The sequence below is a fragment of the Qipengyuania sp. genome (assembly GCF_048550555.1).
GTDB lineage: Bacteria > Pseudomonadota > Alphaproteobacteria > Sphingomonadales > Sphingomonadaceae > Qipengyuania.
In genome coordinates, this window is record NZ_JBLYYF010000055.1 from 48,786 (window position 1) to 62,868 (window position 14,083).

Genomic DNA, 14,083 nt, shown 5'->3' on the forward strand with positions numbered 1-14,083 from the left:
GGGCCGTGTGGCTGGCAACCTGGTGGGCGGCGGGGCAACCCTCTTCCTTTGCGAGCACGCCGCTTGTCATTGCGGTCTACGTGGGCTCTTTCGGACCGGGCATCGCCGGCGCCATCCTCAGCGCACGCGAGGGTCGGCTTCGCGAATGGCTAAGCGGCTTCGCACGCTGGCGAATGGGATGGAAAGGCGTTGCCGCGATCGCTCTCCCGCTTCCTCTCAGCGTCCTCGCGCTGACCCTCGCCCTGGGCTACGCGCCCGTCCCCCAAGACGGTGTGCCCAGCGCGCTGTTCTTTGCCACCATTTTCCCCGCGGTCGTGTTCAACGGCGTTGCGACCGCGATCATGGGCGCGGGGCCCCTGGGTGAAGAAGGGGGCTGGCGCGGCTACCTGCTCCCCCGGCTGCTCGACCGCATGGGCGAGATCCCGGCTTCGCTGCTGATCGGCGTCATTTGGTCCGCGTGGCACCTGCCGGTGATGGCCATGGTGCCCGAATGGCGCGACGGCCTCAGCTTCGCCTTCTATCTCCCCGCCTACACGGTGACCGTGATGGGCCTCTCGATGCTGATGACCCGGATATGGCTGCTCGCGCGCCGCAGCACGCTGGCCGCGATCTGGATGCACGGCCTCATCAACGCACTCGGCAATATCGCCTTCAACGCCAAGCTGTGGGGAGGCGACTGGTCGAGCGAAGCCAACCTGCTGCACTTCACGGCCGCCATCTGGCTCGCCGCCATCGTGCTTCACTTCGTGCGACCGCGCGACGAGAAGCAACCCGTCGGCTAGCCAGGCGGCAGCGGCCACGCTGCACGATGGGAGGGGGCGGATCCAACCGTTCCCCTCCCAGCCGTTGCCAAAACCTCCCAACCGCGCCAGACGGGTTGCAATGGGAGACGGACATTTGAGCGAGACCTTTCCGGAAATCCGCGAAGCGGTGCGGCGGTTGTGCGCACGCTTTCCGGGCGAATACTGGCAGAGCCTCGATCGCGAGCGCGCCTATCCGAGCGAATTCGTCGCCGCGCTGACCGAGGCGGGCTTTCTCTCGGTGCTGATCCCGGAAGAATACGATGGGTCGGGCCTCGGGCTCGAGGCGGCCTGCGCCGTGCTCGAGGAAATCCATCGCTCGGGCTCGAACGGCGGCGCCTGCCATGCGCAGATGTACACCATGGGTACGCTGCTCAAGCACGGCAGCGAGGAGCAGAAGCGCCGCTACCTACCCAAGATCGCGAGCGGCGAATTGCGGCTTCAGGCCTTCGGCGTGACCGAGCCGGGCGCGGGCACCGACACCACGCGCATCTCCACTTTCGCCCGGCGCGATGGCGACGACTATGTCGTCAACGGTCAGAAAATCTGGATCAGCCGTGCCGAGCATTCGGACCTCATGGTCCTGCTCTGTCGCACCACCCCGCGCGAGGAATGCGCCAAACCGTCCGACGGGATGAGCGTGCTGCTGGTCGACATGCGCGAGGCAGTCGGCAACGGGCTCACCGTGCGCCCCGTGCGGACCATGCTCAACCATGCGACGACCGAGCTGTTCTTCGATGACCTCCGCGTCCCCGCCAGCGCGCTGATCGGCGAGGAAGGCAAGGGCTTCCGCTACATCCTTTCGGGCATGAATGCCGAACGCATCCTGATCGCCAGCGAATGCATCGGCGACGGGCGCTTCTTCATCGATCGCGCTTCGGCCTACGCCAAGTATCGCTCTGTCTTCGGCCGCGCGATCGGCGAGAACCAGGGCGTCCAGTTCCCGATCGCGCGCGCCTATGTCCAGCTGTCCGCGGCGGCCGAGATGGTGACCAAGGCGGCGCGCATGTTCGATGCGGGCGAGACCGCCGGGACCGAGGCGAACATGGCCAAGATGCTGGCGAGCGAGGCGAGCTGGTTCGCTGCCGACATGTGCATTCAGACGCATGGCGGCTTCGGCTTCGCCGAGGAATACGATGTCGAACGCAAGTTTCGCGAGACGCGATTGTACCAGGTTGCGCCGATCAGCACGAACCTGATCCTCAGCCATGTGGCGACGCATGTGCTGGGCCTGCCGAAGAGCTTCTAGGGAGAGAAAAATATGTCGAGCAACGGTCCGCTGACCGGCCTCAAGGTCGTCGAATTCCAGGGCATCGGCCCGGGTCCCCACGTGGCGATGATGCTCGCCGACATGGGCGCCGAGGTGGTGCGGATCGAGCGAGCGGGCCACCAGCCAATGAATGCAGTGGTCGAACGCGCCCGGCACCGGGTGGCGGTCGATCTCAAGAGCGAGGACGGGCAGGCCTTCGTCAGGACCGCGCTCAAGCATGCCGATGTGCTGGTCGAAGGCTTCCGGCCCGGCGTGATGGAGCGGCTCGGGCTGGGGCCCGAGGAGATGCTCGCCGCCAATCCGCGGCTCGTCTATGCGCGAATGACCGGCTGGGGTCAGGAAGGCCCGCTGGCGCAGGCCGCCGGGCACGATCTCAACTATATCGCGATCACCGGCGCGCTCGACGCGATCGGCAAGCGCGGAGAACTGCCGGTGCCGCCGCAAAACCTCGTCGGCGATTTCGGCGGCGGCTCGATGTATTGCGCGATGGGCATCCTCGCCGCGCTGTTCGAGCGCGAACGCTCGGGCAAGGGGCAGGTGGTAGACGCGGCGATCGTCGATGGCGTCACCAGCCTGATGAGCTTCTTCTACGGCCAGCCGCACAGCGCGCTGCGCACGGTCGAACGCGGCGCGGGCCTGCTCGGCGGCGCGGCGCATTTCTACCGCTGCTATACCTGCAAGGACGGCAAGGAAGTCAGCGTCGGGGCGATCGAACCGCAGTTCTACGCCGAACTGCTCCAGCGCGCCGACGCACCCGAGCATTTGCGGGAGGCGCAGATGGACCCGTCGAAATGGGACAGCTATGCCGAGGATCTCGCTGCGCTGTTCGCCACCAGGACGCAGGCCGAATGGTGCGAGCTGCTCGAAGGCACCGACGCCTGCTTCGCGCCGGTCGTCCCGCTCGACCATGCCAAGGACCATCCGCACATGAAGGCGCGCGGGGCCTTCGTCGAACAGGACGGGCGCTGGCACACCGCGCCGGCGCCGCGCTTCGACCGCACGCCGAACACGATTCGCGACAGCGCTCAGGACGGCGAAGAGGTGGTGGCGCGCTGGCAGCAAGAGGGCTAGGGCTGCGCGCAAAGGAGAGATTGAGATGCGCGAATGCACCAAGTTCTACATCGACGGCCAGTGGGTCGATCCGGTCGAAGCCAACACCCAGCCGGTCGAGAATCCTGCGACCGAGGAAGCCATCGGCCACATCAGCTTCGGCACCAGGGCCGATGTCGACAAGGCCGTGGCGGCCGCGCGCCGCGCCTTCGAAAGCTTCAGCCAGACGAGCAAGGAAGAGCGGCTGACGCTGTTGCGCGCGATCCAGGCCGAGATCGAGAACCGCAAGGAAGACCTCGCCACCGCGGTCAGCGACGAGATGGGCGCGCCGATGAGCCTCGCCAACGGCCCGCATGTCGGCCTCCTCGCGGGGCACTGCCAGAAGGCGATCGAGGTCCTCGAAGGTTTCGACTTCGAACGCCAGGACGGCCCGACGCTGCATGTGTGGGAGCCGATCGGCGTGGTCGGCATGATCACCCCCTGGAACTGGCCGCTCAACCAGATCGCCTGCAAGGTTTTCCCGGCGCTGGCGACCGGCTGCACCATGGTGCTCAAGCCGAGCGAAATCGCGCCCTTCGATGCCTATATCTTCGCCGAAATCATGGATGCGGCAGGCGCTCCGGCCGGTGTCTTCAACCTCGTCAACGGTGATGGGCCGGGTGTGGGCGAGGCGATCTCGGGCCATCCCGATATCGACATGGTCAGCTTCACCGGCTCGACCCGGGCGGGCATCCTCATCGCCAAGAACGCCGCCGACACAGTCAAGCGCGTGGCGCAGGAACTGGGCGGCAAGAGCCCCAACATCGTGCTCGACGACAGCGTCTTCGCGCAGTCGGTCGCCAAGGGCACCGTCGGCATGATGGGCAATTCGGGCCAGACCTGCACCGCCCCCAGCCGCATGCTCGTGCCGCACAAGCGGATGGAAGAAGCCAAGGCCGCGGCCAAGGAAGCCGCCGAGGGCGTGATCCCCGGCGATCCCAAGGGCAATGCCACCATCGGCCCGGTCGTCAGCCGTGCGCAGTGGGACAAGATCCAGGGCCTGATCGAAAAGGGCATCGAGGAAGGCGCGACGCTGGTCGCGGGTGGCCCGGGCAAACCCGAGGGGCTCGAGACCGGTCACTACGTCAAGCCGACCGTCTTCGCCGATGTCACCAACGACATGACCATCGCGCGCGAGGAAATCTTTGGTCCGGTGCTCTGCATCCTCGGTTATGAGGATTACGACGACGCGATCCGCATCGCCAACGACACCGAATACGGTCTCGCCAGCGCTGTCACGGGCGAAGACATGGAACTGGCCCGCAGCCTCGCCAAGCGCATCCGTGCGGGCCGCGTCGCGATCAACGGCGGCTACGACCTGAATGCGGCCTTCGGCGGCTACAAGAAGTCAGGCAACGGCCGCGAATGGGGGGAGTGGGGCTTCCACGATTTCCTCGAGGTGAAAGCGGTCATGGGCCACGGCTGATGGCGGGCAAGTTCTTCGACCAATGGCAGGTCGGCGACAAGCTGACGCATGACATCCGCCGCACGGTGACCGAGACCGACAATCTCCTCTTCACCACCATGACGCACAATCCGCAGCCGCTCCACCTCGATGTGGAAGCGGCGAAGGAGAGCGAATTCGGGCAGATCCTGGTCAACGGGACCTTCACCTTCTCGCTGATGGTGGGGCTCAGCGTCGGCGACACCACGCTCGGCACGCTGGTGGCCAATCTGGGCTACGACAAGCTGGTCATGCCCAGGCCGGTATTCCTCGGCGACACGCTGCACGCGACGAGCGAGGTGATCGCCCTGCGCGAGAGCAAGTCGCGCCCCGATGCGGGGATCGTCACCTTCCTCCACGAAGCGGTCAACCAGCGCGGCGAGGTGGTGTGCCGCTGCGAGCGCTCGGCGCTGCTCAGAAAAAGGCCCGACTGAGCCGGAGGTAACCTTTTGCCGCAACAAGCGTTTCAGTGGCGAAGGGAGAGAGGCGTGCCGCACAAGGAACCGACCAGCGTGAGCGATGTCCTGTGCGAGCTCGACGAGCTCGCCACGCATGGCGACACGGTCTGCGTGGCCGACGTGCTCGACGATTTCGGCGGCCGCAGCTTCGGGCCTTTCATCATGATTCCCGCGCTGCTCGAGATAACTCCCGTCGGCGGCATTCCCGGCGTGCCTACCGCGCTCGCGCTGTTCATCGCGCTGATCGCCGGCCAGCTGCTCCTCGGACGCGAGCACGTGTGGATGCCGCAATTCGTCCAGCAGCGCGCGGTGGGATCGAAGAAGCTCCACAAATCGGTGCGCAAGCTGCGCGGGCTGGGCGACTTTCTCGACCGCCATAGCGAGGGGCGGCTGGAAGGCCTGACGCAGGGCCCGGCGATCAAGGTAACCGCACTGGCGATCCTGGCCTTGTGCTGCACCGTTCCCCCGCTCGAGTTCCTGCCCTTCGCCAGCTCGATTCCGATGCTCGCCATCGCGATCCTCGGCCTCGCGCTGACGGTCCGCGATGGGGCGCTGGTGCTTGGGGCGCTGATCTTCACCGCCATCGCCACGGCGATCGGGATCGCCATGTATGTCAATTCCTCGGGTAGCGGCGATGGGAGCGGCCTGCCCTTCTTCTAGGGGACCCTTGACCTCGTCACGCGGTGTGGCGCACATTCGGTTGCAAATGGCAATCGGGAGGGGAGTGCCGGTGAAGAGGATCACAAAGAGCTGGGTCGCGCTGGCGGTTGTGGCGCTGGCAGGCTGCGATCTGGCGGGCGAGGGAGCGCCGACCGAGGCGCAACGCGGCGATGGCAGCGATACCATCGAACTCGCGGAATTTCCGGACCGACCCTATTGGGGCGACACCCACCTCCACACCGACATCTCGGTCGATGCCTTCGGCTTCGGCGTCCGGCTGGGCCCGGAAGATGCGCTGAAATTCGCGCGTGGGGACAAGATCACCTCGACTACCGGAGTCGAGGCGCAACTGGATCGCCCGCTCGATTTCCTCGTCATTTCGGACCACTCGGACGCGATGGGTGCGACCAAGCGGCTCTACGATGCGCCGCGGATGCTCGTGCGCGACCCGACACTGCGGCGCTGGTACGACATGATGCACGAGAGCCCCGAGCAGTCGACCCGCGCGGTGGCCGAACTGATCACTGCCGCCGCGAACGACAAGATTCCCGCCGCCCTGCGCGATCCGGAGCGTCAGGCCAAGGCGACGCGCGAATTGTGGGACGACCACCTCGCCATCCTCGATCGCTACAACCGCCCGGGCGAATTCACCGCCTTTGCCGGCTTCGAATGGACGTTGATGCCCGACGGCAACAACCTCCACCGCGTGGTCATGTTCAGGGACGGTAGCGCCAAGACGGGACAAATCGTGCCCTTCCCCGGACTCGATACCGAAACCGAGCAATTGTGGGACTATATGGAGGCCTACGAGGCCAACACCGGCGGGCGCGTGCTCGCCATCCCGCACAATTCCAACCTCTCCAACGGCTTGATGTTCGATCTCGTCGGGCCCGACGGCGGACCGATGAGTGCCGATTACGCACGCCGCCGGGCCCGTTGGGAACCGGTGGTCGAGGCGACGCAGATCAAGGGCGACAGCGAAACGCATCCCTTCCTTTCGCCCAATGACGAATTCGCCGCCTTCGGGGTGGCGGGCTGGGAACTCGGCAATCTCCCGCTGACGCAAGAGACGACGCCCGACATGTATGCCGGCAGCTATGTCCGCAGCGCACTCATGCGCGGCCTGACGCTCGAACAGCGCATGGGTGTGAATCCCTATGCCTTCGGGCTGATCGGTTCGACCGACAGCCACACCGCGCTTGCGTCCGGCGACGAGGACAATTTCTTTGGCAAGCACACCGGCGTCGAACCGCGCAAGGGGCGGGCGATGGAGAGCCAGAACCTCGGCACGCGGCAGGGACGCTTCGGCTGGCACTATCTCGCTGGGGGCTATGCGGCCGCCTGGGCACGCGGCAACACGCGGGCCGAGATCTTCGATGCCTTCATGCGGCGCGAGGTCTATGCCACCACCGGGCCGCGCATGGTCCTGCGGCTCTTCGCCGGGCACGATTTCACCGATGGCGACTGGGGCGGCGACTGGGTACGCGCGGGCTATGCGCGCGGCGTGCCGATGGGGGGTGACCTGAAGGACACCGGCAAGCCGCCGGTGTTCCTGATCTCCGCGCTCAAAGACCCCGAAGGCGCAAATCTCGACCGTGTCCAGGTGATCAAGGGCTGGGTCGATGCGAGCGGTAAGGCGCAGGAGCGCATCTATGATGTCGCCTGGTCGGACATGGACGGCAAGCGCCGCCGCGTCGGCGGCAAGGTGCCCCCGGTGGGCGATACGGTGGTCCGCCGCGAGGCGACCTATACCAACTCGATCGGTGCCGCCGAATTGCGCGCTACCTGGCGCGATCCCGACTATCGCCCCGGCCAGCGCGCCTTCTACTACGTCCGCGTGATCGAGATTCCGACGCCGAGCTGGGTGCTGTTCGATTCCAAGCGCTTCGGCGTCGACCTGCCGGCCGAGGTGGTCGAGGCCAATGTCATCCAGGAACGCGCCTATTCCTCGCCGGTCTGGCTGCACCCGCGCCGCGGACCCGACGACGCGCCGCGCATCATGGACAAGGGATGACAGCAGCTTTCCTGCGCGATCCGCTCGCGCATTTCCTGCTCGCCGGGGCGGCGATCTGGGGCATCCTCGCGCTGGTCGGCGAACCGGTCGATGCCGCGAGCCGGACGATCGAGCTCACCCGAGAGCGCCAGGCCGGCATCGCCTTGGGGTTCGAGCGGATGATGGGCCGCCCGCCGACCGATGCCGAGATGGACGCCGCGATCGCGCGCTGGGTGCGCGAGGAAGTGCTCTATCGCGAAGCCTTGCGGCTGGGGCTCGACGAGGGCGACGCGGTGGTCCGGCGGCGGCTGGCGACCAAGATGGACGAACTCGCCGGAGCCGAGGCGGAAATCGCGCAACCCTCCGATGCGGTGCTCGAACAATGGCGGACAGAGCATGCGGGCGATTACGAGCGCGGCGGGCTGGTGAGCTTCGCGCAGGTCTATTTCACCACACGGGACGCCGCGCGGGCAGCCTTGCGTGCGTCCGATCCGCAAGGCGAGACGATCAGCCTGCCGCGCAACATGACCCGCAAATCGCTCGGCGAGGTCTCCTCGGTCTTCGGCCGCGAGTTCGCCGATGCGCTCTCCCACGCCGAGGCGAGCCCCGAATGGCAGGGGCCATTCGCCTCGGGCTACGGCTGGCACCTGGTCCGCGTAACCCGGCGCGAGGAAGGCCGCGTGCCGCCGCTTTCCGAGATTCGCGATCGGGTCGAGGCCGACTGGCGCAGCGCGACCGCGGCGGCGCGGCGCGAGCGCGCCTATGCGCTGCTGCGCGCGGCCTATTCGGTCGAGGTCGAATGATTCGCTGGATTGCCGCGCTGTGGCTGCTGGCGCTCGCCGGGCCGGCCTGGGCGGACGAGATGCGGCCCGTTGCGATCCAGTTCGAGCAGATATCGCCTGCGGAATGGGAGCTCGGCTGGCGGCAGCCGATCGCCAGTTCCGGCGACGATCGCAGCATCATGCCGCAGCTTCCCGACACCTGCCGCCTGTCTGGCGAAGTCGCGCGTCGCATCGCGCCCCTGTCCGTCAGCGGCAATGCAAGAATTGCCTGCGACGGCCCGATCGTGGGCAAGAGCATCGGCTGGCCTGCGCTGGTCGGCCAGAGCGATGCGATCCTGCGCGTCGCACCGCTGGGGCGGAGCGTGCAGGTCTATCGCTTGACCCCCGAACAGCCTTCCGCCGTGATTGCGGCGAGGCCTTCGTCGCTGCAGGTCTGGCGCAGCTATTTCGCCATCGGTGTCGCCCATATCCTGTCGGGCTGGGACCATTTGCTCTTCGTCATCGCGCTGGTCCTGCTGGTCGCGCGCCCCTGGCCGGTGGTGAAGGCGGCCACGGCCTTCACGCTCGCGCATTCGCTGACGCTCGCGGCGGTCACGCTCGGCTTCGCCGGGATCCGGCAGGATCTCGTCGAGGCGCTGATCGCGCTGTCGATCGTGTTCCTCGCGGTCGAGATCGGGCGCGGAAGCCGCGATACGGTAACGCAGCGGTTGCCGTGGCTGGTCGCCTTCGCCTTCGGCCTGCTCCACGGCTTCGGCTTTGCCGGCGCGCTGCGCGAGATCGGCCTGCCCGAAGGCGAGGTGCCGGCGGCGCTGGTGAGCTTCAATCTCGGGGTGGAGGCGGGGCAGCTGCTGGTCATCTGCGCCGTGCTGGCGCTGCTCGGATTGCTGCGGCGGCTGCGGCCGCAGGACGAGACCCGCGCCCTGCGGCTGTCTTCCTACCCGGTCGGGATCGTCGGCGCCTACTGGCTGATCGACCGCCTGCTTGCCTGAGTGCGGAATTTCCGGTCACCGGGTCAACTTGCCATTCACCCCCGGCATCCTACATAATTGGTCATGAAAGGATCCCGTGCATGAGCGATCAGAATTCCCAGCCCGAGCCCGAGGGCAACGGGCCCAACCCCTGGGTGAAGAGCCTGATGGTGTGGGGCGGCATCTTCCTCGCCCTGCTGCTGGTCGTCTCCTTCTTCGGGGGAAGTTCGAGCGGCGGCGGCGCGCAGATCCTCTATTCGGACTTCCGCGACAAGGTCGCCGAAGGCTCGGTAGCGACGGTCCAGATCTCCGAAAAGCAGATCGTCGGCGAGATGAAGAATGGCGAGAAGTTCTCGACCATCCCCGTCGCCAACGACACTTCGCTGCCGCAGCTGCTCGAAAACAACGGCGTGCGCTACTCGGGGGTCGAAGCCGATAGCGGCAATATCCTGCTATACGCACTGATCCAGATCCTGCCCTTCGTATTGATCCTCGGCATCGCCTTCTTCGCGCTGCGCCAGGTGCAGAAGGGCGGCGGTGCCGGCGGGGCGATGGGCTTCGGCAAGTCCAAGGCCAAGCTGCTCACCGAACGCCAGGGCAAGGTCACCTTCGCCGACGTCGCCGGGATCGACGAGGCGCGCGAGGAGCTCGAGGAGATCGTCGAATTCCTCAAGGATCCGCAGCGCTTCTCCAAGCTCGGCGGCCAGATTCCCAAGGGCGCGCTGCTGGTCGGCAGCCCCGGCACCGGCAAGACGCTGCTCGCGCGCGCCATCGCGGGCGAGGCGGGCGTGCCCTTCTTCACCATTTCGGGTTCGGACTTCGTCGAGATGTTCGTCGGCGTCGGCGCGAGCCGCGTGCGCGACATGTTCGAACAGGCGAAGAAGAATGCTCCCTGCATCCTGTTCATCGATGAAATCGACGCGGTCGGTCGCAGCCGGGGTCACGGCCTCGGCAATTCGAACGACGAGCGCGAGCAGACGCTGAACCAGCTGCTGGTCGAGATGGACGGCTTCGAGGCCAATGAAGGCATCATCATCATCGCGGCGACCAACCGGCCCGACGTGCTCGACCCTGCGCTGCTGCGCCCCGGCCGCTTCGACCGCCAGGTCGTCGTGCCCGTGCCCGACATCGACGGGCGCGAGAAGATCCTCGCCGTGCACATGAAGAAGGTTCCGCTGGCGCCCGACGTAAACCCGCGCACCATCGCGCGCGGCACGCCGGGTTTCTCGGGTGCGGACCTCGCCAACCTCGTCAACGAAGCCGCCCTGCTGGCGGCGCGCCGTAACAAGCGCCTCGTCGCGATGCAGGAGTTCGAGGACGCCAAGGACAAGGTCATGATGGGCGCCGAACGGCGCAGCATGGTGATGACCGAGGACGAGAAGAAGATGACCGCCTATCACGAGGCCGGCCATGCACTGGTCAGCCTCAACGAGCCGGCATCGGACCCGATCCACAAGGCGACGATCATCCCCCGCGGCCGCGCGCTGGGCATGGTGATGCGCCTGCCCGAGCGTGACAGCTATTCCTACCACCGCGACAAGATGCACGCGAACCTCGCGGTCGCCATGGGCGGGCGCGTGGCCGAGGAAATCATCTTCGGGCACGACAAGGTCTCGAGCGGGGCGTCGGGCGACATTCAATACGCCACCGACCTTGCCAAGAACATGGTCACCAAATGGGGCATGTCCGACAAGCTCGGCCCACTGCAGTACGAAGCGAGCCAGGAAGGCTATCTCGGCATGAGCGGGACCCAGCGCACCATGGCGGGCGCGGAGACCAACAAGCTGATCGACGCCGAGATCAAGGCGCTGGTCGAAGGCGGTCTCAAGCGCGCTCAGGAAATCCTCTCCAGCCAGGAAGACAAGCTCCACCTCCTCGCTCAGGCAATGCTCGAATACGAGACGCTGACCGGCGAGGAAATCGACCAGTTGATGAAGGACGGCAAGATCGACCGGCCCGACGAACCCACGGGCCCGGTCGCAGTCAAGCCAGTCGGCGGCGTCGCCGTACCCAAGGCCGGCCGCAAGCTCGGCGGAGGTGCCGCGCCGCAAGGCGCCTGACCTCGAGTTGACCTCTCCCTCCCTTAGTGTATTAGAGGACTAATACACTAAGGGAGGTCGTTCTTGTTCGTTACCCGCTACTTCGCATCTGCCATGGCTGCCTGCGCGCTGCCGCTCGCTTCGACGCCGGCATCCGCTTCTTCGGCTGCAGACGACGGTGCCTGCGCACTTGCAGTCGAAGCACCGTCGGAGGCTCTGGTCAGCCTGCCCTTCCGTACGATCGACGGGAGGATATACCTCGAAGCGATGGTCAATGGCGCCGGGCCTTACGTCTTCGCGCTCGATACCGGTGCCAGCGGCGTGGGCCGTGCCGATGCAAGCCTGGTCGAGGAGCTGACCCTGCCGCCGGATGGCGAGGACGAGACTTCCGACGGGGTCAGCAGCGCGGTGGTCGACAGGGTACGGATAGCCAGCCTGGCGCTTGGCGCGCTCGAACGGCACGATGTCTCGCTTATCGCGCGCGACTATCGCAGCAGGATGTCCGCCGAATCCGCTTTCTCGGGCATACTCGGTCGCGAATTCTTTGCCGATGGCCTCCTGGCGATCGATTTTTCGGCGGAGCGACTGAACTTCTACCGCAGCCGGGAAATGCGCGCCTCGCAAGCGGGTGCGATGACCTATGAACGTGCCTTTCGCGTCCCCGTGACGCTGGGCGATTTCGAGACGACGGGCAATGTCGATACCGGAGCCAATGTTACGCTGGTCCTGCCCGGCCCGGTCTATGACGAAGTCGAGGGAACGACCCTGACCCCTGCTGGCGACGCCAGTCTCACCAATACCAGGATAGCATCCTCCAAGGCGCAGCTCGCCGGACCGGTACAGATCGGCGGTGCGCGGCTCGAAGACGTTCCGGTGCGGGTGGTCGTGGAGTATCCCGAGGTGCTCGTCGGCGCGCATGCGCTGCAGGACCACGTCCTGCTGATCGACCAGCGTCACAAGACGCTGGCGCTATGCCCGCCTGCGGCGCCCTAGGCGCTTCAGAACGCGCCGAGGATCAGCAGCAGCTGGAGGAACAGGCTCAGCACGATGGAGATGAACACGCTGAGCACGCACAGGCGCCAGAAGGCGGAGAAGCGCGACAGGCCATAGGCGCCGCGCAACTGCTTGTAGATGTGGATCGGCGGGATCAGCCCAAGCATCGACGCCCAGACCGCCTCGCTGGCACCGAGTTTCACAGCCACCGAGATGGCGATGAACAGCAGCGACATGAAGGCGATCGAATTGGTGACGAAGATCGCGTGATCATAGGCGCGGAAGCGACGCTTCCAGAAGAACAGCAGCCACATGAAGGGGACCGACAGCGGGATCAGCAGCCAGCTGAACTTGTAGCTGTTCGACTGCAGCTTGTAGAGCATCAGCCCGGGGTTGGTGCGCCACTTTTCCAGCGCGTGGTCGATGAAGGGCACGCCGATCGTGCTCACGGTGTATCCCGGTGAGGAGTTGTTTCCCGCGACGAGCGCCTGCGCTTTCTTGATCCCGTCGAGTTCCTCGCGGTAGTTGCCGAGCCGCTCGACCTGCTTGGCGTAGTCCTCGTCGTCCTTAGCCATCTCCTCGACGCGGGCCTCCTGTGCGGTGACCTTGTCGAGCGCCTTCTGCTGCACCTGCTCCATGTCCGCACGCAGGCCGTCGGAGGTCTTGATATCGGTCGGGGCACTCAGGCCCACTGCCTGGAACACAGCGAACATCAGGAAGATCGAGAACAGGAACAGCGCCATCGGGCTGACGAAACGCGCACGCTCACCCTCGATATAGCGGCGCGTCAGCTGGCCGGGCCTGAGCGCCAGGAGCGGCAGCGTCTTCCAGGTCTTGCCGTCGAGATGCAGCGCGCCGTGGAGGAGATCGTGCCCGAAGGCGGCCAGAGTACGGTGGAGATGGGCCTTCTGGCCGCAACTGTGGCAGTGCTCGCCGATCAGCTGGGTGCCGCAGTTGAGGCAGGCTCCCTCCGCGAAATGGCCACGCTCGAGCGGGATGCCCTCGGGCGTGACGGACTTGCCACGCCCGACCGCCCTGGCGAACAGCCCACCCTCCGCCGCGGTACCCAGCGCCTCGCCAAAATCGCTCATGATCCCTCCTGTCGCCTATCGATTAGAGCCGGAGACAGGGGGGCTGCAACGCAAAAAGGCCGCCCGATGGGCGGCCTTCTCGCATTTTCCTGGCTGTCGGAACGACTTAGCCGTCGTAATCGGCGCCGATCGAGGTCGAGCGGGTCGGGGCCGATGCGGTGATCCGCAGCGCTTCGGCCGACTGGCTGAGCGAGCCGACTTCATCCATCTCATCGTCGTCGTCGGGCAGGATCTTTTGCAGATTGGTAACCGCGGCTTCGTGCAGCTCCTTGGGCTTGACCGTCTGCTCCGCGATCTCGCGCAGCGCGACGACCGGGTTCTTGTCGCGATCGCGATCGAGCGTCAGCTCCGCACCGCCCGAAATCTCGCGCGCCCGCTGGGCAGCCAGCAGGACGAGATCGAAACGGTTGGGGACCTTGTCTACGCAGTCTTCGACGGTAACGCGCGCCATGGGGCACTCCGATGCAAATCAAGTGATTCCGGGAAAGCGCGCCAC

The 14,083-nt window shown here is 66.2% G+C and carries 13 protein-coding genes; 11 read left to right on the plus strand and 2 right to left on the minus strand.

Translation table 11 applies throughout. The annotated features are described in order from the left end of the window. The first annotated feature begins 80 nt into the window (after window positions 1–80). The 11 genes from ACN4E0_RS14250 (at window position 81) to ACN4E0_RS14300 (ending at window position 12,496) form a co-directional block, all read left to right on the plus strand. Window positions 81–782: a CPBP family intramembrane glutamic endopeptidase gene (locus tag ACN4E0_RS14250; RefSeq protein ID WP_419568906.1), complete on the plus strand. Its 702-nt coding sequence runs from the start codon at window positions 81–83 to the stop codon at window positions 780–782. 100 nt (window positions 783–882) lie between these two features. Continuing rightward, window positions 883–2,049 (plus strand): acyl-CoA dehydrogenase family protein, encoded by a 1,167-nt coding sequence (locus ACN4E0_RS14255; RefSeq protein ID WP_419568908.1) that lies wholly within the window; start codon window positions 883–885, stop codon window positions 2,047–2,049. 12 nt (window positions 2,050–2,061) lie between these two features. After that, window positions 2,062–3,141, plus strand: a complete 1,080-nt coding sequence (locus tag ACN4E0_RS14260; protein ID WP_419568910.1) for a CaiB/BaiF CoA transferase family protein — start codon at window positions 2,062–2,064, stop codon at window positions 3,139–3,141. A 25-nt stretch (window positions 3,142–3,166) separates the two neighbouring features. After that, window positions 3,167–4,585 carry an aldehyde dehydrogenase family protein gene (locus ACN4E0_RS14265; protein ID WP_419568912.1) on the plus strand — a complete coding sequence of 473 codons (1,419 nt, stop codon included), beginning with the start codon at window positions 3,167–3,169 and terminating at the stop codon, window positions 4,583–4,585. Continuing rightward, a complete protein-coding gene (locus ACN4E0_RS14270; protein ID WP_419568914.1) occupies window positions 4,585–5,037 on the plus strand; it encodes a MaoC family dehydratase in 453 nt (150 codons plus the stop codon). The genes ACN4E0_RS14265 and ACN4E0_RS14270 overlap by 1 nt, the downstream gene beginning before the upstream one ends. Before the next feature lie 54 nt (window positions 5,038–5,091). Then, window positions 5,092–5,721: an exopolysaccharide biosynthesis protein gene (locus ACN4E0_RS14275; RefSeq protein ID WP_419568916.1), complete on the plus strand. Its 630-nt coding sequence runs from the start codon at window positions 5,092–5,094 to the stop codon at window positions 5,719–5,721. Window positions 5,722–5,791: 70 nt separating this feature from the next. Beyond that, complete coding sequence (locus ACN4E0_RS14280; protein WP_419568917.1) at window positions 5,792–7,735, plus strand: DUF3604 domain-containing protein; 1,944 nt, start codon at window positions 5,792–5,794, stop codon at window positions 7,733–7,735. Next, a complete protein-coding gene (locus tag ACN4E0_RS14285) occupies window positions 7,732–8,517 on the plus strand; it encodes a peptidyl-prolyl cis-trans isomerase (RefSeq protein WP_419568919.1) in 786 nt (261 codons plus the stop codon). Before ACN4E0_RS14280 ends, ACN4E0_RS14285 begins: the two co-directional genes overlap by 4 nt. Further along, the gene (locus ACN4E0_RS14290) at window positions 8,514–9,485 is read left to right on the plus strand and encodes a HupE/UreJ family protein (RefSeq protein ID WP_419568921.1); all 972 of its coding nucleotides are present in this window, start codon (window positions 8,514–8,516) and stop codon (window positions 9,483–9,485) included. Before ACN4E0_RS14285 ends, ACN4E0_RS14290 begins: the two co-directional genes overlap by 4 nt. An 80-nt stretch (window positions 9,486–9,565) precedes the next feature. Next, the gene (gene ftsH / locus ACN4E0_RS14295; RefSeq protein WP_419568923.1) at window positions 9,566–11,524 is read left to right on the plus strand and encodes an ATP-dependent zinc metalloprotease FtsH; all 1,959 of its coding nucleotides are present in this window, start codon (window positions 9,566–9,568) and stop codon (window positions 11,522–11,524) included. 63 nt (window positions 11,525–11,587) lie between these two features. Then, window positions 11,588–12,496: an aspartyl protease family protein gene (locus ACN4E0_RS14300; RefSeq protein WP_419568925.1), complete on the plus strand. Its 909-nt coding sequence runs from the start codon at window positions 11,588–11,590 to the stop codon at window positions 12,494–12,496. Between the two features lie 5 nt (window positions 12,497–12,501). On the opposite strand, the gene ACN4E0_RS14305 is transcribed toward ACN4E0_RS14300, so the two are convergent. Beyond that, complete coding sequence (locus ACN4E0_RS14305) at window positions 12,502–13,587, minus strand: DUF3667 domain-containing protein (RefSeq protein WP_419568926.1); 1,086 nt, start codon at window positions 13,585–13,587, stop codon at window positions 12,502–12,504. 106 nt (window positions 13,588–13,693) lie between these two features. Continuing rightward, window positions 13,694–14,038 (minus strand): DNA-directed RNA polymerase subunit omega, encoded by a 345-nt coding sequence (rpoZ, locus tag ACN4E0_RS14310; protein WP_419568928.1) that lies wholly within the window; start codon window positions 14,036–14,038, stop codon window positions 13,694–13,696. Window positions 14,039–14,083 lie beyond the last annotated feature (45 nt).